Here is a 19,684-nt window from a genome sequence, read left to right on the forward strand (position 1 = left end):
CAGGATCAATCTTCCAGTGTTGGGCACACACCATTCGAGCCCTTGCCGGCGGCTGTCACCTTGACCGTTTCGTCATCAATCACTTCAATCGAAACTGTGATGCCCGAACCCTTGGCTTCGAAGTGGTTATCATCGATGGATTTGGTCTCGGCTTCCTTGCCGGCGATTGTGACCGGGCCTCCGGAATCCGCATGCACCGCTATTTTTCCGGGGCAGTCGGCATCGAACAAAGGCAGGCTGGAAATATCGGCATGGGCTGTATTGGCGATTGCCAGCAACAGCAAAACTGTCAGGGTATTTCTCATCGCAAGTCTCCAAGGGCACAACAGCGAATAAGATTAACCATAGCTGTATTTGCTGCGCACGAGACAAACAAAAAAAGGCCCCGCTCGAATAGTCGAGCGGGGCCTTTTTATTGATGAGACACGGGATAAACCCTGGAGGGGATATCAGTAGAACCGGTCAATCACCCGAACTTCATTCTGATTCTGCAGCGAGGCCCATGCCTGTTTCAGCGTTTGCAGAACGTTACCGATGAAGTCCCTGTCGGCTGCGGCTTTCTTGCCGACATAGCCCTGGCCGCGACGGTACATCTTCAGTCGGGCGAGCAGGTTCTGGTTGTTCTGGTCGAACTCCGCTTCGTGAGCGTGAGGCGACAGGCAGTCGATATGAACCTGGCCCGATTTGCTGATCCACAGAATGTGGCTGTCGTGGCTGTCTTTTTGCGCAGCGAAGATACGAGCCAGTTCATCGATAGTAGGTTGATTGTTCAGATTCATAATATGCCCCTTGACCATTTGGTGATCTTTCAAAGTTGATTCGCTAATACAGGTAGCCCATCGGTTAGTTGATCCCTGGCACCGAAACCAGGACGTCAGCGGTCGGCCGTCAAATCGACGGGGTTGCGCGTCTGTTGCATGTAGTCGTGTTGAATAACTGCTACGCGTTAGCGTCACAACGAGGAGAAGCAGCGAAAACCTGGAGGCCACTGCCGACTTTTGAGGATCGGCCACAAGCTTCATGAGGATTGATCGCCAGCGCTTCTCGTCCTTGTACTGGACGTTCGGGCCAGGTCAGCTTCTTCAATCTGCCTTGTGGGCAGCGTGTATCCGGGAAAAACAGCTCGGCGGTCAGACGAGCTTGCTCAAACATGTTGCTGTACTCCCGATCGGGGAGATGTCTGCATCATGCAAGGGCAAATCGAAGGCGTCAACAGTTATGTAGTGATTATTTTTGGTCACTACATATTGTCGGACAAAGCGGTTTGGAATTAAAAAATGGCATGCGAGGCAGGGCTGTCAGGCCGATGGCGGCAATCGCTGGAAGCGGTAGAAGGTGCAGGGATAACCGTCTACTGGCTGCTGGTGCAGGGTGAAGTCAGTGTCGGCGAGTTCTGGCATCACCTTGGCCCAGAACAGCCGAGCTGGCTGGTTCGCGTCGATGTGGAAAATCTGCCATTGACCGGGGAACCGGCTCAAGAGGGTGGAAACGACAAACTTCGCGACACCTTGGCCACGAAAGCGTCGACTGACAAAGAGATAGCCGATGTTGTATTCGGCACCGTCGATAGGGGTGTTGTCGTCCATGGTCACGAACCCGGCCAGTTCTGCGTCCACCGTGATCAGAAACGGCCGGGTCGCGGGTTTACGCCAGTAATCCCATGAGGGCAGAAAGTTGAAAAAACCGTGGTCACCGAATTTCAACGGCAGCCATTCGCTCAAGTCGTACAAGTAGAACTGCATCAGGTTTTCGATGGTTTCCAGTTCATCGCGGTGGGCGGCGTGCAACTCAATCGAAGGCATGTGAGGTCGCTCCTGATCGCTGGGCCATCCGTGGCCCTTTCGGGATCACTCAGTGGGGCGCGAAGTCGTACTTCCCACCTTTTTTCAATGCGGCGATGTAAGCAGGGCGGGCCTGGAATCGTTCAATCCACGCCGTTACATGAGGGAAGTCGCTGAGTTTGCCCTGGGCTCTGGCGATCTCGCCGATGAAACTCATCTGGATATCGGCAGCGCTGAACTCATCGCCAAGCAGGTACGGGGACTGGCTCAGTGCGGTGTCGAGGTAGCCGAGGTAGTTGGCCACTTCCGAGTTGATACGCGGATGCAACGGTGCACCGGCTTCACCCAGGCGCCCGACGTACAGGTTCAGCATCAGCGGCAGCATGGCCGAGCCTTCGGCAAAGTGCAGCCACTGGATGTATTCATCGTAGGCGGCGGTGGATGGATCGGGTTGCAGGCGTCCCTGGCCATGACGGCGAATCAGGTAGTCGATGATCGCGGCGGACTCGATCACTTTTTGCGCGCCGTCTTCAACGACTGGCGACTTGCCGAGGGCGTTGACCGCTTTCAGTTCTGGTGGTGCCAGGTTGGTCTTGGGGTCACGTTGGTAGGTTTTCAGCTCATAAGGGATGGCCAGTTCTTCCAGCAACCAGAGAATCCGTTGGGAGCGGGAGTTGTTCAGGTGGTGCACGATAATCATAAATATTTTTCCTTCGGCAGCTATCGAGTGAAACGAGGCTGCGATGTCTTGTCAGAAATGGGCGGTCGAGAGCTTGAAGAACACTAGACCATCACAGTCCATTCGAAGTGCCCTCAAGCTTTACTGGCCGGTTTTGCCGCGCGCTTGGTACCCGTCGACGGCTTTCGCTTGGTGGGCTTGCGTTTGTTTTTCCACGGTGTGGCGCCACGACCGGCCGGGCTTGCCGGCCCGCTGATGGTCAGGCTCAGGCCAGCGCAACGAGCGACCTGCTTGCTCATCCACGCCGCTTGCTTGGTGACGAACTCTTCCAGGCTCATCTCGCCACTTTGCACCATGTCCAGCGCCTGCTCCCAGATGGCCGTGGTCCCGGGGTCGGCAATCGCGCGCGGCACCGCATCGATCAGGCTGAAGGCGGCCGGGGTGGCGGCCAGGGCCTTGCCGTTCTTGATCAGGTAACCGCGATCCAGCAGACCCTGGATGATCGAGGCGCGTGTCGCCTCGGTGCCGATGCCGGTGGTGTCCTTGAGCTTTTGTTTTAGCAGCGGGTCCTCCACCAGTTTCGCGACATTCTTCATCGCCTTGATCAGGTCGCCTTCGGTAAACGGCTTGGGCGGTTGCGTCCAGAGGTCTTTGAGCTTGACCTCGGCGACGGCGCAATCAAGCCCTTCGGCCAATGCCGGCAGCGGTTGCGGCGCTGGTGCCTCGCGGCCTTTCGCCGGGGCCAGTGCTTCGGGTAGGGCTCGTTTCCAGCCGGGTTCGACGATTTGCTTGCCGACGGCGCGCAAGGCTTCGCCGGCGCAGTTGAAGTCGGCCTGGGTGCGGTCGTATTCATGGTTGGGCAGGAACTGCGCCAGATAGCGCGCGCGGATCAGCGTGTAGACCGCGCGTTGCTTGCCCACCAGCCGATCGAGGTTCCTGGCGGCGGCGGTCGGGATGATGCCGTGGTGCGCGGTGACCTTGGCATCGTTCCAGGCCCGCGAGCGACGCTGGGGTTCCAGGTAGTCGTTCAAGGCGTTCAGCGACGGGTCGGCCTGCCGTAGCGCGGCGAGTATGCCCGGTGCTTCGCTGTGCTGGCTCAGGGGCAGGAAACCGCAATCGCTGCGCGGGTAGGTGATGACCTTGTGGGTTTCATAGAGCGCCTGGGCGATGTCGAGGGTTTCCTGGGCGCCGAGCCCGAGTTTCTTCGAGCAGACTTCCTGCAGGGTGCCCAGATCGAACGGCAACGGTGCGACCTCACGCATTCGTTCAGTGCGCAACTTGATCACCCGGGCACTCGTGGCGCTGCGCAGTGCGTCGGCTGCTTGCTGGGCCAGCGCCTGATTCAGGCAGCGATCCTGATCGTCACAGGCGTCGGATGCCGCACGCCATTGCGCGGAGAACGCGGTGCCATCGTGCAGCAGCTGCACGTCAATGCCCCAGTAGGCGACCGGCACGAAATCGGCAATGCTGCGGTCGCGATCCACCACCAGGCGCAAGGTCGGCGTCTGCACCCGACCCACCGGCAATACGCCCTGATAACCGGACTGGCGCCCCAGTAGCGTGAACAACCGACTCATGTTCATGCCGATCAGCCAATCGGCCCGGGACCGTCCGAGCGCCGAATGATAAAGGCTGAAGGTCTCTTCACCCGGTTTGAGCGCCGCCAGCGCCTTGCGGATCGATGCATCGTCCAGCGCCGACAGCCACAGGCGGCGGATCGGCCCACGATAACGGCAATGCTCCACCAGCTCCCGGGCAATCATTTCGCCCTCACGGTCGGCGTCGGTGGCAATCACCAGCTCATCGGCCTCGCCGAGCAGGCGCTTGACCGCCTTGAACTGGCTGGCCGTGCGCGGCTTGACGGTCATCTTCCATTTGTCGGGGATAATCGGCAGGTCCGCCAGCACCCAGCGCTTGTACTTCGCGTCGTAGGCATCCGGCGGGGCGGTTTCCAGTAGATGGCCGATGCACCAGGTGACCGTGACGTCCGTTCCCAGCCAGCAACCGTCGCCACGGCGCTTGGCGCCGAGCACGGCCGCGATGTCTTTGGCCTGGGAAGGTTTCTCACAGAGGTACAGCCGCATAACCACCATCGTTCATCAAGTTGGCAAGAGGCGCACAGAATGGCCGGTGGCGAGCGATGGAGCAATCTTTATCTGTATGGATGTACAGGCAAAGCTGTTGCGTCAGGTTGCGGCAGCGCAAACGGCCCGTTCGGCTGTGAGATATTCATTGCCGCGAAAATTGCGTTATACCTGATAAACCCGGGTCTAAGGTTTTGGCGGCGCTGCGCGCCCCACAGGTCCATCACCGTCATGAGGAATGCATTCCATGAAAAGCACTGGCCCCAGTCCTGTCATCACCATCGCGGAACAGCCGGGCACCCTGTTGGTGAAGTTTCACGGTATTCAAGTCGCCGCCTCGACACGTGCGCTTGTGATGCTCGAAGCCAATTATCCTCCCGTGTACTACGTTCCATGGGAGGACATCGCCGAACAATATTTCGCGCGAACCGACCACACGACCTATTGCCCCTACAAGGGCGACGCCACTTACTACAGCTTGCAAATCCCGGGGCATGAGGGCGCGAACGCGGTGTGGCGCTATGAAAACCCCAAAGTATCGGTAGAGCAGATTGGCGGATACGTGGCGTTCTATCCCGATCAAGTCACGTTTGAAGTTCTGAAAAATATCGAATGATGGATTTCCAGACAAACATGCTTCCGCTCTTCACCACTCATCAGGTCGAGCGTTAGCTCGCCTTCCGCTTTTGATCTTGATGCACACGCCCCCTCGAGAGGCCGAGTGGAGGTTCTGCGCAGTGGGCAACCCGGCATGGATGCCGGGTTAGCCGCCCCCGGCCATGGATGGCCGATGGCGGCGGGCCCACGGAGCAGGACCGGAGCGAGGGCATGCCGAGCCTTAGCGAGGCACCGAACGTCAGGGGCAAAAGCGCTTGGTTACTTGGCGCTCTTCCAAGTGACCCGCTGTAAAAGCGGAACCAATAGCAGCCATCACCCAAAAAACGGATATACACCCAAAGCGTACCCGCTCACCGAACACCAGCCCCCACCAACGTCGACTCATCAATCTGACCAATCGAAGTCACCCCGGTCAACGTCATCGCCACACGCATTTCCCTGGCAAAAATATCCAACATGTTTTCCACCCCACGCTGGCCATCAGCCGCCAACGCATAAGCCATCGACCGACCAAGCAATACACCTTTCGCACCCAGCGCCAACATCCGCACCACATCGAGCCCGGAGCGGATCCCCGAATCGACCAGCACCGTCAGGTCATTCCCCACCGCTTGCATGATCGGCGGCAATGCCTTCGCAGTAGAAAGCACCCCATCGAGCTGCCGCCCACCGTGGTTCGACACCACAATCCCGTCCGCGCCGAAGCTCACCGCGTCCCGGGCATCCTGAGGGTCGAGGATGCCCTTGATGATCATCGGGCCTTTCCAGAACTCACGAATCCACTCCAGATCGCTCCAGCTGATCGACGGGTCGAAATTGTTGGCCAGCCAACCCATGTAGTCTTCGAGGGTGACGGCTTTGCCCAGGTACTTCGAGATATTGCCCAGATCATGCGGGCGCCCCATGAGGCCGACGTTGAACGCCCAGTCGGGACGAGTCATGGCCTGCAACATCCGCCGCGATGACGCAAAAGGCCCGGACATCCCCGAATGCGCATCCCGGTAGCGAGCGCCGGGCGTGGGCATGTCGACGGTAAATACCAGATTCTTCACCCCGGCCGCCTTCGCCCGCTCCAGCGCGTTTTTCATGAAGCCCCGGTCCTTCAACACATACAGCTGAAACCAGATGGACTGCTGACTCTGCGCCGCGACTTCCTCGATCGAACACACCGATACGGTCGACAGGCACAGCGGGATGCCTTTGTTTTGCGCCGCTTTGACGGCCTGCACTTCACCTCGACGGGCGAACATGCCCGTCAGGCCGACCGGGGCCAGGATGATGGGCATTGAAAGCGGCTGATCGAAGAGGGTGGTGCCCAGGCTCAGGGTTTCGACGTTTTTCAGAATTCGCTGACGCAGGCTGATGCCAGTCAGGTCGGCGCTGTTAGCCCGCAAGGTATGCTCGGCGTAAGCGCCGCCATCAATGTAATCGAACAAAAAACGCGGAAGTTTGCGGCGTGCGGCCTCACGGTAATCCGATGCGGATGAAATGATCATGGGGTGCTGATGCCTCGTTCTGGTCAGTGGCGGGGCTGCGAAGTGCGTTGCTTCAGGTTAACGAAAACGCCCCGCGTGTGCGGGGCGTTTTTTCTGCGGGGTCGGTCAGTTTTTATCGAGGTCGACGTTTTTCGTCTCACGCAGACAGATCATCCCCACCACCAGGCTCACCGCAGTGATCACCACCGGGTACCACAGCCCGTAGAAGATATCGCCGGTGTACACCACCAGGGCGAACGACACCGTCGGCAGGAACCCGCCGAACCAGCCATTGCCGATGTGGTAGGGAAGGGACATCGAGGTGTAGCGGATGCGCGTCGGAAACAGTTCGACCATCAGCGCCGCCAGCGGGCCGTAGCACATCGCGGAGATGATGATCAGCGCGACGATCAGCGCCACGATCATCGGTTTGTTGACCAACTGGGTATCGGCTTGTGACGGATACCCGCCCAGGGCCACTGCACCGCGCAGCGCCGCTTCATCGTAGCCATCGATTTTCACATCGCCGACGCTCACCTGCACGGCGCTGCCGGCCGGGGCCGCTTCGCTGGTGTAAGGCAGGCCCTGTTTCACCAGGAAGGTTTTGACCTTGTCGCAGGGGCTGTCAAATTTCGCCTTGCCCACCGGATCGAACTGGAAGGTGCAGGTGGCCGGGTCCGCCAGCACGGTGATCGGTGCCTGGCGGCTGGCCTGGTCGATGGCCGGGTTGGCGTAGTGAGCGATGGATTTGAAAATCGGGAAGTACAGCGCAGTGGCCAGCAGCAGGCCGATCATCAGCACCGGTTTGCGCCCGACCTTGTCCGACAGCCAGCCAAAGAAGATGAAGAATGGCGCGCCGATGATCACGCTGACGATCAGCAGGCTGTTGGCCAGGGCCGGGTCCATTTTCAGGAATTGGGTGAGGAAGAACAGTACGTAGAATTGCGCGGCATAGAAGGTCACCGCTTGCCCGGCGTTGATGCTGAACAGGGCGATCAGCACGACTTTGAGGTTTTCCCACTTGCCGAAGGAGTCGCGCAGCGGCGACTTGCAGAGCTTGCCTTCCTCTTTCATTTTCACGAAGGCCGGCGATTCGTGCAGGCTCAGGCGAATCCAGGTCGAGATGCCCAGCAGAATGATCGAAAACAGAAACGGAATCCGCCAGCCCCAGACTTCGAACTGGTCACCGGTGAAATAGCGGCAACCGAGCACCACCAGCAGTGACAGCAACAGGCCGAGGGTGGCCGTGGATTGAATCCAGCTGGTGTGAAAACCGCGTTTGCCGATTGGCGCGTGTTCGGCGACATACGTGGCAGCGCCGCCATATTCACCGCCCAGGGCCAAGCCCTGAAGCATGCGCAACAACACCAGGATGATCGGCGCGGCAATGCCGATGCTGGCGTAGGTCGGCAGCAGCCCGACGCAGAAGGTCGCCAGGCCCATGAGGACGATGGTCGCGAGGAACGTGTATTTACGCCCGATCATGTCCCCCAGTCGTCCGAACACCAACGCGCCGAAGGGCCTGACGATGAAGCCTGCGGCGAACGCCATCAGTGCAAAGATGAACGCGGTGGTGTCGTTGACCCCGGCAAAAAACTGCTTGCTGATCACCGCCGCGAGGGCGCCATAGAGGAAAAAGTCGTACCACTCGAAAACCGTCCCGAGTGACGAGGCGAAGATGACTTTGCGGGTGTCGGGGCTGGTGTCGACGCTAAGCGTGGCGTCCAGCGGCTGAACATGTTCTGACATATCGGTATCCCTCACAGTGATTGTTTTTGTTGTTCCACTGGTGTTGCGTATTCCTTGCAGCGGGGCAGTTCTACGTCCGTAAATCTGATGCGATCCCTTGTGGGAGCGGGCTTGCCCGCGATGGCGGAGTGTCAGTGCACATCAATGTTGAAGATCCACCGCTTTCGCGGGCAAGCCCGCTCCAACAGATTCGGTGTGTACAGCAGGGTTGAGGATCAGCTGTGCGGCCTTTTCGGCAATCATCAGCGTAGGCGAACAGGTGTTACCCGAGGTGATGCGCGGCATGATCGAGGCATCGGCGATGCGCAGGCCGGGAATCCCGTGAACCCGCAGCTCGGCGTCGACCACCGCGTCCACGTCGTTGCCCATGCGGCAGGTGCCCACCGGATGGAAAATCGTCGTGCCAATCCGCGCTGCGGCTTCGTGCAATTGTTCTTCGGTCTGCAAACTGGCGCCGGGCAGGTATTCCACCGGTTTGAACGCCTGCAAGGCAGGGGCTGCGACGATACGCCGGGTCAGGCGAATCGCGTCGGCGGCGACCCGCAAGTCTTCCGGATGGCTCAGGTAATTGGGTTGGATCAGTGGTGCTTCCTGCGCATTGGCTGAGCGAATCTCCACCCGGCCACGGCTTTGCGGCCGTAGATCGCAGACCGATGCGGTGAACGCGGGGAAGGCATGCAACGGCTCGCCGAAACGTTCCAGCGACAGCGGCTGCACGTGGTATTCGAGATTGGCCGAGGTTTGCTCCGGCCCGGATCGGGCAAACGCACCGAGCTGACTCGGCGCCATCGACAGCGGGCCGCTGCGGTCATACAGGTAACGCAGGCCCATGCCCATCTTGCCCCACACACTGCCGGCGATCTGGTTCAGGGTGCGCGCATTTTCCAGTTTGTAGATCAGCCGCAGTTGCAGGTGATCCTGCAGATTGCCGCCGACGCCGGGCAGCTCATGGGCCACGCCGATCCCGAGTTTTTCCAGGAGTGGGCGAGGGCCGATCCCGGAGCGTTGCAGAATACTCGGCGAGCCAACGGAGCCAGCGCACAGGACGATTTCCTTGCGTGCCTTGAAGGTCTTCGCCTGACCCTGGCAGCGCGCGCTGACCGCCGATGCCCGGCCGTTCTCCAGCAGCACGCGATCAACGTCGACGTCGGTCAATACGGTGAGGTTTGGGCGGTTGCGCACCGGTTTGAGAAACGCCTTGGCCGCGTTCCAGCGAATCCCGGCCTTTTGATTGACCTGGAAATAACCGCAACCTTCGTTATCGCCCTGGTTGAAGTCATCGATGCTGGCGATACCGCTTTGCTCGGCGGCACTGCGAAACGCGTCCAGAATCGGCCACGACAACCGCTGACGCTCGATCCGCCATTCCCCGGCAGCGCCGTGAAACTGCGAGTCGCCGGCAAAATGGTTTTCGCTTTTCTTGAACAGCGGCAGGACGTCGTTCCAGCTCCAGCCCGGATTGCCGTCGGCAGCCCAGCTGTCATAGTCGCCTGCCTGGCCGCGCATGTAGATCATGCCGTTGATCGAGGAGCAGCCGCCCAGCACTTTGCCGCGCGGGTAACTCAAGGCCCGACCTTGCAGGCCCGGTTGCGCTTCGGTCTTGAAGCACCAGTCGGTGCGCGGGTTGCCGATGCAGAACAGGTAACCCACAGGGATGTGAATCCACGCATAGTTATCGCGGCCACCGGCTTCGAGCAGCAACACCCGGTGTTGCGGGTTGGCCGACAGTCGATTGGCCAGCAAACAACCGGCCGGCCCGGCGCCAACCACGATGTAGTCGAATTCATCAAGGGAAGTCTGCATCCCTGACCTCGTATTGTTGTTCTTGTTGTCAGTCATCCTAGTTGTTAGCTTTCGTCAAAAGAATGTTAGTTTTTGCGCAGCCGCTGTGCGTTTTTAAACAGCGCCTCCAACAGCGTAGACCCAAGGACGACACATGTTCGACTGGAATGACCTGCGGTTTTTTCTCGAATTGCAACGCAGCGGGCGTTTGCTCACCGCTGCCCGCCGCTTGAACACCACTCATGCCACCGTGGCCCGGCACATCGAAGCCATCGAAAAGAGCCTCGGCACGGCGTTGTTCGTCCAGCATGCCCAAGGCTATGAGCTGACCCCGGCAGGCGAAGCGTTGCTCAAACATGCTGAAGCCATGGAAAACGTCGCGTTGCTGGCGCAGGAGGAAATCACCCAGTCCACCGCACCGCTGGGCAAGATCCGCGTTGGCGTGACGGAAGGGCTGGGAATCATGTTTCTCGCCAGCCGCATGAACGGGCTGTTCGAACGTTATCCAGGGCTGGAAGTGGAACTGGTGGCGGTGCCGCGCTTTGTCAGCATCCTCAACCGCGAAGCCGAGATCAGCATCCACCTCGAACGCCCGGCCGCCGACATGCTGGTCACGCGCAAACTCACCGACTATCGACTGGCGCTGTATGCCAGCCAGGCCTACCTCGACCAGGCACCCCCGCTGAACAGCCGAGAAGACCTGGGTCGCCACGCCTGGATCGGCTATGTCGACGATTTGCTGTTCAGCCAGGAACTGATGTTCCTCAACAGCTTTTGCCGCAATCCGCGCGTGGTGTTTCACAGCACCAGCGTCATCGCCCAGCAACAGGCAGCGCGCTCGGGACTGGGGATCGCGGTGTTGCCCTGCTATATGGCCAGTGCCGATCCGCAGCTGGTGCCGCTGCTGCCGGATGAAAACATCCTGCGCAGCTACTGGATAAGCACCCGACGCGAGCTGCACAAATCGGTCAGGCTGCGGGTGCTGTGGGATTACGTGGTGGCGTTGTGTGAGGCGGAGCAGGCGCTGTTATTGGGATAGCTCCCGGGGCTCTGATCCGTATTTTCCATCGTTATCTGCATCTGTCATGCATAAGGCCTGCGGCTCACAATGACGCCACGGTCCGCAGTCGCGCAGCCACTGCACCGTAAACTCATTATGTAGGAGGCCCTATGGGCAAGATGGCGATTTTCCTCGGTGGATTTCTGGTGTTAACCATTTTGATTGGTGCCCTGGCCACAATTTCTCCCGTGTAGTCCCTTCGTCCACACGGGGAGGCGTTTGAACAAGGTCCCTTCAAACATCTTCCCACCAGCGCCGCGCCTGCAAATGCGGTTGCGATTTGTTTCATTGCGATTATATGTGTGGATCCTGCAGGAGCCGGATGCTGACGAGGTGCCTTTGGCCTGGGCACTCGCTGGCAGCCAGCTCCAACAGGGGGAGTGGGCTCGCGGGTATCAGTCGACGACATGCATCAACTGTTGCACCCCCTCCCACGCTTCAGCGCGCATGCGTTCCAGATCCAGTCCCGGAATCACCCCGTCGTCGACCACCAGTCGCCCGCCGATCATGCTGTAGCGCACGGCAATCGGCTCTCCCGCGACTACAGGTGCAATCGCGACATCATGGAAGCCGAAGAACCGTGGATGATCGAGACCATAGATCACCAGGTCCGCCGCCTGGCCAATTTCCAGCGTTCCGACCGAGCCTAGTCCCAACACCTGCGCGCCGCCGGCCGCGCCCCAATGAATCACCTCTTCGGCGGTGGTGGCTGAAGCCCCTTGTTCAGCCCGATGAATCAACCATGCCGTGTGCGCCTCACCGACCATACTCCCGGACTCGTTCGACGCTACGCCATCGACCCCAAGCGATATCGGCACCCCGGCCTCCTGCATTTGTGGCACCGGCGCGATGCCGCTGCCCAACCGTGCGTTGCTCACCGGGCAATGTGAAATGCCGGTGCCGGTTTGCGCGAGCATGCGGATTTCCGCCGGTTGCAAATGCACCGCGTGGGCGAACCAGACATCCGGGCCGAGCCATTCATGCTCGGCGACGAACTCCACCGGCAGGCAGTTGTATTTTTCGCGGCAGAAATTGACGTAGTTTTGCGTTTCCGAGAGGTGCGTGTGCAAGCGCAAACCGAGACCACGGGCGGTGTGGGCAAGCTCTCGCAGCAAGGTCGGCGGCAGGGAGAAGGTCGGTGTCGTCGGCGCGACCACCACGCGACGCATCGCATCCGGGGTGTCTTGGTGATACAGCGATTTGAGCCGTTCGATGTCGCCGACCATCTGATCAAGCGTCTCCGGTTGCAGCGCCGTTTTGGAGAATCCCGGATGAGCGCTGGCGGATTCCAGTGCGCCGCCGCGACACAGTACAAAGCGCATGCCGAACGTCTCTGCGGTGTCGAACAGCAGGTCGCCGGTCTCGGTGGTGCCGTTGGCGTGATACAGGTAATGGTGATCGGCGCAGGTCGTCACCCCCGACAACAGCAGCTCGGCCATGCCCAGGCGTGCGGCGATCTGCGCCAGTTGTGGGGTAAAACGGTTGAGGCGCGGGTAAGGCACGCTGGCCAGCCAGCCTTGCAAGTCTTGATTCATGCCTTCGGGCACGGCTTTAAGCAGGTTTTGAAACAGGTGGTGATGGGTATTGATCCAGCCTGGGTAGACGACCGAGTCGCGGGCATCAATCACTCGTTCGCCGGGGCGCGCCACCAGGCCCGCGGCCATTTCAGCGATACGGCCGTTGACGATGCGGATGTCTACGTTACCGGCCCGGGCTCGCGGACCGCGCACACCGGTCATCACCGCCGCCGGGTTTTTGATCAGGATGTCTTGAAGTTGAGTCATGTGCTTCTCCAGTCAGAGGCTGTGGGGGGCGGGCTTGGTGGCGGTGCTGTCGGCAACGCTGACGCCGTTGAGCGCCGCGTTGAGCAGCACCGACACCAGGCAGGCAATCACCACGCTGCTGTGCAGGAACGGCTGCGACCACTCGGGCATTTGTTTGAACAGGGCGGGCGCCAGCACCGGCACCAGGGCGGCGGCGATGGTGAAACCGACGATCAATACGTTGAAGCGGTTGTGCTCGTAATCGACTTTGGCCAGGGTTTGAATGCCCGCGGCGGCGACCACGCCAAACATGGCAATCCCGGCACCGCCGAGGGCCGCCGTCGGCATCGACGCGATAATCGCCCCGGCCTTGGGCACCAACGCCACGCAACACATCAATAAACCGCTGATCGCCACCACCCAGCGACTGCGCACGCCGGTCAAAATCACCAACCCGACGTTCTCCATGAAGGCAATGAACGGAAACGCGGCGAACATCCCGGCGATGGTGCTCGCCAGGCCATTGGCGCGCAGGCCGTTGATCACCTGTTTTTCTTCCACCGGTTTGTCGACGATGTCGCCGATGGCCACGAACAGCCCCATGGACTCGACCATCTGCACGATCATCACCACGATGATGGTGGCAATCGGGATCAGGCTGAAGGTCGGCAGGCCGAAGTAGAACGGGTAGGGCACGGTGAACCAGGGTGATTGCTGCACGCTGTGAAAACTGCCCATGCCCAACCCGTAAGCCAGTCCCGCGCCCACCAGCATCCCGATCAGCACCGCCATGTTGCGCAACATCGGCCCGCCGTAGCGGTTGATCAGCAGGATGGTCGTGAGCACCACGGCGGCGACGGCCAGGTAGGCCGGCGCCCCGAAGTCACTGGCGTTGCGCCCACCCCCGACCCACTCATAGGCAATCGGGAACAGCTGCAAACCAATCACGGTGACAATGCAGCCGGTGACCACGGGCGGAAAGTAGCGGCGCAATCGGCCCACGAACGGCGCGACAAGCATCGTAAAGATCCCCGCGCCGATCACGGCCCCGCAGACCCCGGCGAACCCCACCTGGGGGTTGGTGCCGATGGCGATGACCGGGCCGACACTGCTGAATGCCACGCCTTGCAAGATCGGCAATCGCACGCCGAATTTCCAGAAGCCGACGGTTTGCAAAAGCGTGGCAATGCCCGAGCAAAACAGGGTGGTGCTGATCAGCACCACGGTGTCGGCCTGGGACATTTTCAGCGCGCTTGCGACAATCAACGGCACGGCAATGGCGCCGATGTACGAGACGGCCATGTGTTGCAGGCCGAGGGTGAGCATTTGGCGGACCGGCAGAATCTGGTCGACCGGGTGGACGGTGGAAGGGGTTTTTGATGGGGATGTGGCTGACGACATGGGGAAACACCTCTAGCTGTTGTTATTCGGTACAGAGGGGTATTCGTTCTGCGTGCCCGGAGCCGCCATCCACCGGCTCCGATGCCGTTCTTTCAGCTTGCCAGGCAGGCGGCAAAGCCTTGGTTCAGCGCTGCGCGGTCCAGGTCGCGGCCGATGAACACAATCTTGCTGGAGCGCGGTTCCGTACCCCATGCAGTGGAGGCGCGGAACTCGACCAGGCTGTGGACGCCCTGTAGCACGTAGCGCTGATCCTGATCCGCGACGGCCAGCACACCTTTCATGCGGTAAAGGTTGTCGGCCTGCTCAGTGCGCAACCCGCTGATCCACTGGTGGAAAGCGAGCAGATTCACCGCGCCGTCCACGGCGATCCCGACTGACGTCACGCTCGGGTCGTGCTCATGATCCAGATCGGGGTGATGTTCGTCGGCGTGGTGATCGTGTTCAGCGCCGATTTCCATCAGTTTCTGCGTTGACTCGAACGCACCGATGCCGAGGATCTTCGTCAGGTCGATCTGCGCGTAGCTGGACGTCACCAGCTGCGCCGTGGCGTTCAACCCGCGAATCTTGCCTCGCAGCGCGGCTACATCGTCCTCGCTGACCAGATCGACCTTGTTGATCACGATGCGGTCGGCGCAGACGATCTGATCCACCGCCTGGTTGTCCGCGCCATCGAGGTGCAAATCCTCCAGATGCTGGGCGATGTGCTTGGCATCGACCATGGTCACGATGGCGTCCAGTTCCACTTCATCGGCGATCGGGTCGTTGATAAAGAAGCTCTGTGCTACCGGGTACGGATCGGCCAGGCCGCTGGTTTCGATCAGGATGTGATCGAGTCTTACCGGGCGAGCCACCAGTTCGCGGACGATGCGCACCAGGTCTTCGCGGACTTCGGCGGTGCAGCACACGCAACCGTTGACCATCTCGTAGATTTCTTCGGTCTCGGAACTGAGCACCAGGTCACCGTCGATGCCGACTTCGCCGAATTCGTTTTCGATCACGGCAATCTTGCGCCCGTGGTTTTCCTTGAGGATGTAGTTGAGGAGGGTGGTTTTGCCGGCGCCGAGGAAACCGGTGAGGATGGTCACCGGGATTTTGCGGTTCGGGGTCGGGGCGTTGAATGGAAGGTTCATGTAGAGCTCCTTGATGACTGATCGATTGGCCGGGTGATGTTTTTTTGTGGGGAGCGGGCTTGCTCGCGAAGCGGTAGATCAGCCGACACCCCTGCGAACTGCTTTGGCTTCATCGCTCGCGCCGGGTTTCGGGGCTTCACCCCAGCGCAGCGCGGTTCCGGCGTCGAGGCCGAACAGGTCGAGGACACGGCCGAGGCTGTGATCGACCATTTGCGAAAGGTTTTGCGGACGGGCGTAGAACGCCGGCACCGGTGGGGCGATGATCCCGCCCATCTCGGTGACAGCGGTCATGTTGCGCAGGTGGGCGAGGGTCAGCGGCGTTTCCCGGGCCATCAGCACCAAGGTGCGGCGTTCCTTCAAGGTGACGTCGGCAGCGCGGCCGATCAGCCCTGAGGAGGTGCCGGTGGCGATCTCCGCCAAAGTACGCATCGAGCAGGGCGCGACCACCATGCCCAGGCAGCGGAACGATCCGCTGGCGATCCCGGCGGCCACGTCGTCGGCGCGGTGGTAGTGGCTGGCCAACGCGCTGACGTCGGCCAGCTTGTAGTCGGTTTCATGGGCCATGGTCAGCAGCGCGGCACGGCTGATGATCAAGTGGCTTTCGATGTTCAGTTCAGCCAGCAACTCCAGCAGTCGTACGCCGTAGATGAACCCTGACGCGCCGCTGATGCCGACGACCATCCGCTGGCGGTTCATGATGGATACTTCTTCAGCAGCGTCAGTGCGCGCTCGACCACGTGCTGATCCAGTTGCGCCTTGATCCCGTCGAAGCCCGATCCGCGCGTGGCGTCCAGCCCCATGCGCGAGGTGGTGCCGTTGACCGAGGACGAAGGGTCCAGCGGACTGCCGGGTAGACCGTCGATGACGAAAATATCCTGATGGGGTTGAAAGTGCGTGGCCAGCGCCCAGAGCACATGGCTGTCGTCGCTGATGTCGATGTCGCTGTCCACCGCGATCACGGTTTTGAGGTAGGGGTCCCAGCCGAGCAAGGCGAGCATGATCTGCCGCGCCTCGCCGTCACGGCTCTGATCCAGCGCCACATAGCAATGAAAATGCGTGCCGGAATTGGGGTAATGCACGGCGGTGACAGCAGGGAAGCGAGCCTTGAGTTTTTCGCTCATCTCCGCTTCCCGTGGCAGCCGCGCCAGGGTCAGGTGTTCGGCGTAGCGCCCGCCGACCACGTCCACCAGCCAGGCGTCCTTGCGCCGCATCAGCGTGTCGACCCGCAGCACGTTATTGGTTGAGCGGTCTGAGGAATAGCCGCTGAACTCACCGAACGGACCTTCTTCGGCATAGGCCGCGGGGTCGATGGCGCCTTCGAGGACAAACTCGGCAAATGCCGGCACGCCGATACCGTAAAGCGGGGTCTTGACCAGTTCCAGCGGGGCACCGAACAGGCCGCCGGCCACCGCGCGCTCATCACTGCCGAAAGGCAAGCGTGCAGCGGCGGCAAGCATGAACAACGGATGGGCGCCAACCACCATGGCCACGCGCAATTCTTCGCCGCGCTCGCGGGCGGTTTGCAGCATGCGCCACAAGTGGCCACGCGAATGCAGGCTGGTGGCGAGGGTCTGCCGGGCATGGCGCATCGAGCGGTGGTAGCTCATGTTGGCGATGCCGGTGACCGGGTCTTCGGCGATGATGATCGCGTTGGTGATGTACGGGCCACGGTCGCTGTCGAAGTGCTTGAGCATCGGCAACAGCGCCAGGTCCACGGCTTCGCCTTCGAAGATTTCGTCCAGCACCGGTCCGGTTTCAACGTAGCGCGGGGCGATCGGGCTGTTGGCGCGAGCCTGAAAGGTTTCGTGCAACTGCGCCGGAGCAACCCCGAAAATCCGCGCGATGCGGGTCCGGGAGGCGAACAGGTTGGTCGCGACCGGCACACCCAGATGGCCGACGTTTTCGCAGATCAGCAGCGGGTCGCGGCCTTGTGAGGCGAGGGCATCGACCAGGGCGGTGACGTCCTGGTCGGCGGACAGTTTTTCGTGAATGGTCAGCACATCGTCCGGGTATTGGCGGCGATAGGCGTCGATGAAGTCGTGGAAATCCTGGGTATCGCCGAGCGTGCAGAGGGTCATGGTTTCACCTCGTAAAAAAGCAGGCGCGCAGGGGATCGGCGACGTTCGATCGACAAGCCGTTGGCCTGCCGGTCGATCGAACGCCGGTTCATCTGAACGCCTGAAAGGTCGCTGTGCGCTTGTTTAAAAAGCCTAGAGGTAGGTCGTGGTCAGACGAATGTCCGCTTCGACCAGGTCCTTGGGTGGCGGTGTCGGTTCGATGCCGCACAACCGGGCGATGTTGTTGCCCAGGTAGTCCTCAAGGTGATCCTCATCGATCCCCAGGCCTTGTGGCGCTGGCGAACACAAGACTTCGAGCTCACGAAGCCACATGCCCGGTTCGTTCGGCGGCGAATCGGTGCCGAAGACGATCTTGTTGCGTGGCAGTTCCTTGGCGAATTCGACGATCCGCGACTGGAAGCACCAACCGGATTCGCAGTACACGTTCGGCGTGTCCATGGCCATCCAGAACGCTTCGAAGGAGTAGTTGCCGCCGGTCTGGATGCCGAAGTGACCGATGATGAAATTGACCATCGGGAACTCGCGGATGATCGGGTAGAACATGGTCGGGATGGTGTACGGCCCGTCGCCCGTGTGGATCAGCACCACGATGTTGTATTTGGCGCAGACTTTCATCGCCGGCCGCAGCCAGTCCAGTGCCCGGTCCGGACGATAGCCGTGCATGTTGGCGTGCAGCTTGAGCATCTTGAAGCCGTATTCCTTGATGTGGAATTCCAGCTCTGCCGCACCGTTTTCCGGTCCCCAGCGTGGGTTGAAGTTGAAGTTGCCGATGAAGCGATCCGGGTATTTCACGCACAGTTCGGCGACGTAGGACATGTAGTCGCGGACGCCTTCGCGGCCCCGGCGGTTGCCGTCGCGATAGCCGGTGTTGCCCGGTGGCGGCTGGATGAAGCCCATGTCGATGCGCCGTGGTTTGCCATTGATCATGTACGGGCCGTCCATCAGCTTGAGCATGCGCTCGCCGGTGAACGGTTCGCCGGTGTGGCGCCAGGCCTCATCGACCAGGTTGGTGGGGTGCAGATGGGTATCGATAATCATCGGTTCAACTCCTGGCCAGCTGGGTGGTGACAGGGCGCTTCAACTGCGCCTCGGCTTCGGACACGGAACGTGGCGGCGGCGTCGGTTCGAGGCCGATCATCCGTGCGGTGTTGTTGCCCAGGTACTCTTCGAGAGTGTCCTCGTCCAGGTTCAGGCCTTGCGGCGGCTCATGGCAGAGCACTTCCAGCAGGCGCAGCCACATGCCCGGTTCGTTGGGAGGGGTGTCGGTGCCGAAGAGGATTTTGTGGGTCGGCAAGACCTTGGCGAACTCGACGATCCGCGATTGCAGGCACCAGCCCGATTCGCAGTAGACGTTGGGCAACTCCATCGCCCATTGCATGGGTTCGAAGACATAGACGCCGCCCGTCTGCACCCCGAAGTGCGCCATGATGAAATCGACGTTGGGGAATTCCTTGATCATCGGCACCCACTCCGACGGGATGCTGTAGGGGCCGTCGCCGGTGTGCAGCTTGACCGGGATGCCCAGCTCGGCGCATTTCTCGAAGGCCGGACGGACCCAGTCCAGCGCCCGGTCCGGGCGATAGGCGTGCATGTTGGCCTGCATCTGGACCATCTTGAAACCGTGTTCCTTGACGTAGCGCTCGATCGCCTCGACACCGTTTTCCACGCCGCAGCGCGGGTTGTAGACGAAGCAGCCGATGAAGCGATCCGGGTAGGTCTGCACCATCTTCAGTGTGTAAGCCATGTAGGCATCGATGGATTCGCGCCCGGTGAGGTCGCCGTCGGTCCAGGTGTAAATGGTGTTGCCTTGTGGCGGCTGGATGAAGGCTTTGTCGATGCGGCGAGGTTTGCCGTTGACCATGTACGGGCCATCCATCATCTCCAGCAGACGCTCGCCGGTGAACGGGTCACCGTCATGCCTCCAGGCGAGGTCCACCAGATCGGTGGGATAGCAACTGATATCGATGATCATTGAAGTCGATCTCCTGATAGCGGGGAAGGGAACCTTGCGGTTCGCAGCAGCCACGTCCCGGGCAATCGGCCATTTCTATGCGCATTGCTGCGCATTCCCTCGCCTGGTCGCA

General features: G+C 60.7%; 17 protein-coding genes. 2 read left to right on the forward strand and 15 right to left on the reverse strand.

The features are described 5' to 3' along the window. Nucleotides 1-5: 5 nt before the first annotated feature. The 5 genes from BLQ41_RS18280 to BLQ41_RS18300 form a co-directional block, all read right to left on the reverse strand. Nucleotides 6-305 carry a hypothetical protein gene (locus BLQ41_RS18280; RefSeq protein WP_090183016.1) on the reverse strand — a complete coding sequence of 100 codons (300 nt, stop codon included), beginning with the start codon at nucleotides 303-305 and terminating at the stop codon, nucleotides 6-8. Between the two features lie 144 nt (nucleotides 306-449). Further along, nucleotides 450-779 carry a hypothetical protein gene (locus tag BLQ41_RS18285; RefSeq protein ID WP_090188653.1) on the reverse strand — a complete coding sequence of 110 codons (330 nt, stop codon included), beginning with the start codon at nucleotides 777-779 and terminating at the stop codon, nucleotides 450-452. Nucleotides 780-1,298: 519 nt separating this feature from the next. Next, nucleotides 1,299-1,802: a GNAT family N-acetyltransferase gene (locus BLQ41_RS18290; protein ID WP_090183018.1), complete on the reverse strand. Its 504-nt coding sequence runs from the start codon at nucleotides 1,800-1,802 to the stop codon at nucleotides 1,299-1,301. Nucleotides 1,803-1,851: 49 nt separating this feature from the next. After that, on the reverse strand, nucleotides 1,852-2,481 hold the full coding sequence (locus BLQ41_RS18295; RefSeq protein ID WP_090183020.1) for a glutathione S-transferase family protein: 630 nt from the start codon (nucleotides 2,479-2,481) through the stop codon (nucleotides 1,852-1,854). A gap of 113 nt (nucleotides 2,482-2,594) precedes the next feature. Beyond that, nucleotides 2,595-4,544, reverse strand: coding sequence for a DNA topoisomerase III (locus BLQ41_RS18300; RefSeq protein WP_090183022.1), 1,950 nt, complete (start codon nucleotides 4,542-4,544; stop codon nucleotides 2,595-2,597). A gap of 247 nt (nucleotides 4,545-4,791) precedes the next feature. Here BLQ41_RS18300 and BLQ41_RS18305 point away from each other — a divergent pair, with 247 nt between their 5' ends. Next, the gene (locus tag BLQ41_RS18305) at nucleotides 4,792-5,160 is read left to right on the forward strand and encodes a DUF427 domain-containing protein (RefSeq protein ID WP_090183023.1); all 369 of its coding nucleotides are present in this window, start codon (nucleotides 4,792-4,794) and stop codon (nucleotides 5,158-5,160) included. Nucleotides 5,161-5,512: 352 nt separating this feature from the next. On the opposite strand, the gene lldD is transcribed toward BLQ41_RS18305, so the two are convergent. The 3 genes from lldD to BLQ41_RS18320 form a co-directional block, all read right to left on the reverse strand. Continuing rightward, nucleotides 5,513-6,658 carry an FMN-dependent L-lactate dehydrogenase LldD gene (gene lldD / locus BLQ41_RS18310; protein ID WP_090183025.1) on the reverse strand — a complete coding sequence of 382 codons (1,146 nt, stop codon included), beginning with the start codon at nucleotides 6,656-6,658 and terminating at the stop codon, nucleotides 5,513-5,515. 105 nt (nucleotides 6,659-6,763) lie between these two features. Beyond that, on the reverse strand, nucleotides 6,764-8,386 hold the full coding sequence (locus tag BLQ41_RS18315) for an MFS transporter (RefSeq protein WP_090183027.1): 1,623 nt from the start codon (nucleotides 8,384-8,386) through the stop codon (nucleotides 6,764-6,766). Between the two features lie 141 nt (nucleotides 8,387-8,527). Then, nucleotides 8,528-10,189 (reverse strand): GMC family oxidoreductase, encoded by a 1,662-nt coding sequence (locus BLQ41_RS18320; RefSeq protein WP_090183029.1) that lies wholly within the window; start codon nucleotides 10,187-10,189, stop codon nucleotides 8,528-8,530. 133 nt (nucleotides 10,190-10,322) lie between these two features. Between BLQ41_RS18320 and BLQ41_RS18325 the strand changes: the two genes are divergently transcribed. Beyond that, nucleotides 10,323-11,207 (forward strand): LysR family transcriptional regulator, encoded by an 885-nt coding sequence (locus BLQ41_RS18325; RefSeq protein WP_090183031.1) that lies wholly within the window; start codon nucleotides 10,323-10,325, stop codon nucleotides 11,205-11,207. Between the two features lie 416 nt (nucleotides 11,208-11,623). On the opposite strand, the gene BLQ41_RS18330 is transcribed toward BLQ41_RS18325, so the two are convergent. The 7 genes from BLQ41_RS18330 to BLQ41_RS18360 all read right to left on the reverse strand — a co-directional run bounded on the left by BLQ41_RS18330 (nucleotide 11,624) and on the right by BLQ41_RS18360 (nucleotide 19,572). After that, nucleotides 11,624-13,012, reverse strand: a complete 1,389-nt coding sequence (locus tag BLQ41_RS18330) for an amidohydrolase family protein (RefSeq protein WP_090183033.1) — start codon at nucleotides 13,010-13,012, stop codon at nucleotides 11,624-11,626. A 12-nt stretch (nucleotides 13,013-13,024) separates the two neighbouring features. Beyond that, complete coding sequence (locus BLQ41_RS18335) at nucleotides 13,025-14,392, reverse strand: nucleobase:cation symporter-2 family protein (protein WP_090183035.1); 1,368 nt, start codon at nucleotides 14,390-14,392, stop codon at nucleotides 13,025-13,027. Between the two features lie 92 nt (nucleotides 14,393-14,484). Next, entirely contained in the window at nucleotides 14,485-15,522 is a 1,038-nt protein-coding gene (locus BLQ41_RS18340) for a CobW family GTP-binding protein (protein ID WP_090183036.1), read from the reverse strand. A 78-nt stretch (nucleotides 15,523-15,600) separates the two neighbouring features. Continuing rightward, nucleotides 15,601-16,218 carry a UbiX family flavin prenyltransferase gene (locus BLQ41_RS18345; protein ID WP_090183038.1) on the reverse strand — a complete coding sequence of 206 codons (618 nt, stop codon included), beginning with the start codon at nucleotides 16,216-16,218 and terminating at the stop codon, nucleotides 15,601-15,603. After that, nucleotides 16,215-17,600, reverse strand: a complete 1,386-nt coding sequence (locus BLQ41_RS18350; protein ID WP_090183040.1) for a UbiD family decarboxylase — start codon at nucleotides 17,598-17,600, stop codon at nucleotides 16,215-16,217. The genes BLQ41_RS18345 and BLQ41_RS18350 overlap by 4 nt, the downstream gene beginning before the upstream one ends. 132 nt (nucleotides 17,601-17,732) lie before the next feature. Next, nucleotides 17,733-18,638, reverse strand: a complete 906-nt coding sequence (locus BLQ41_RS18355; RefSeq protein ID WP_003224037.1) for an amidohydrolase family protein — start codon at nucleotides 18,636-18,638, stop codon at nucleotides 17,733-17,735. A 4-nt stretch (nucleotides 18,639-18,642) separates the two neighbouring features. Next, complete coding sequence (locus BLQ41_RS18360) at nucleotides 18,643-19,572, reverse strand: amidohydrolase family protein (RefSeq protein ID WP_090183042.1); 930 nt, start codon at nucleotides 19,570-19,572, stop codon at nucleotides 18,643-18,645. Nucleotides 19,573-19,684 lie beyond the last annotated feature (112 nt).

The organism is Pseudomonas arsenicoxydans (assembly GCF_900103875.1).
Lineage (GTDB): Bacteria > Pseudomonadota > Gammaproteobacteria > Pseudomonadales > Pseudomonadaceae > Aquipseudomonas > Aquipseudomonas arsenicoxydans.

What these genes read in the sequence shown, in the direction of transcription:
- BLQ41_RS18300 (WP_090183022.1), bottom strand. Translation starts at nt 4,544, where the DNA reads ATGCGGCTGTACCTCTGTGAGAAACCTTCCCAGGCCAAAGACATCGCG.
- BLQ41_RS18280 (WP_090183016.1), bottom strand. Translation starts at nt 305, where the DNA reads ATGAGAAATACCCTGACAGTTTTGCTGTTGCTGGCAATCGCCAATACA.
- BLQ41_RS18285 (WP_090188653.1), bottom strand. Translation starts at nt 779, where the DNA reads ATGAATCTGAACAATCAACCTACTATCGATGAACTGGCTCGTATCTTC.
- BLQ41_RS18330 (WP_090183033.1), bottom strand. Translation starts at nt 13,012, where the DNA reads ATGACTCAACTTCAAGACATCCTGATCAAAAACCCGGCGGCGGTGATG.
- BLQ41_RS18335 (WP_090183035.1), bottom strand. Translation starts at nt 14,392, where the DNA reads ATGTCGTCAGCCACATCCCCATCAAAAACCCCTTCCACCGTCCACCCG.
- BLQ41_RS18360 (WP_090183042.1), bottom strand. Translation starts at nt 19,572, where the DNA reads ATGATCATCGATATCAGTTGCTATCCCACCGATCTGGTGGACCTCGCC.
- BLQ41_RS18355 (WP_003224037.1), bottom strand. Translation starts at nt 18,638, where the DNA reads ATGATTATCGATACCCATCTGCACCCCACCAACCTGGTCGATGAGGCC.
- BLQ41_RS18305 (WP_090183023.1), top strand. Translation starts at nt 4,792, where the DNA reads ATGAAAAGCACTGGCCCCAGTCCTGTCATCACCATCGCGGAACAGCCG.
- BLQ41_RS18345 (WP_090183038.1), bottom strand. Translation starts at nt 16,218, where the DNA reads ATGAACCGCCAGCGGATGGTCGTCGGCATCAGCGGCGCGTCAGGGTTC.
- BLQ41_RS18325 (WP_090183031.1), top strand. Translation starts at nt 10,323, where the DNA reads ATGTTCGACTGGAATGACCTGCGGTTTTTTCTCGAATTGCAACGCAGC.
- lldD (WP_090183025.1), bottom strand. Translation starts at nt 6,658, where the DNA reads ATGATCATTTCATCCGCATCGGATTACCGTGAGGCCGCACGCCGCAAA.
- BLQ41_RS18350 (WP_090183040.1), bottom strand. Translation starts at nt 17,600, where the DNA reads ATGACCCTCTGCACGCTCGGCGATACCCAGGATTTCCACGACTTCATC.
- BLQ41_RS18290 (WP_090183018.1), bottom strand. Translation starts at nt 1,802, where the DNA reads ATGCCTTCGATTGAGTTGCACGCCGCCCACCGCGATGAACTGGAAACC.
- BLQ41_RS18315 (WP_090183027.1), bottom strand. Translation starts at nt 8,386, where the DNA reads ATGTCAGAACATGTTCAGCCGCTGGACGCCACGCTTAGCGTCGACACC.
- BLQ41_RS18340 (WP_090183036.1), bottom strand. Translation starts at nt 15,522, where the DNA reads ATGAACCTTCCATTCAACGCCCCGACCCCGAACCGCAAAATCCCGGTG.
- BLQ41_RS18320 (WP_090183029.1), bottom strand. Translation starts at nt 10,189, where the DNA reads ATGCAGACTTCCCTTGATGAATTCGACTACATCGTGGTTGGCGCCGGG.
- BLQ41_RS18295 (WP_090183020.1), bottom strand. Translation starts at nt 2,481, where the DNA reads ATGATTATCGTGCACCACCTGAACAACTCCCGCTCCCAACGGATTCTC.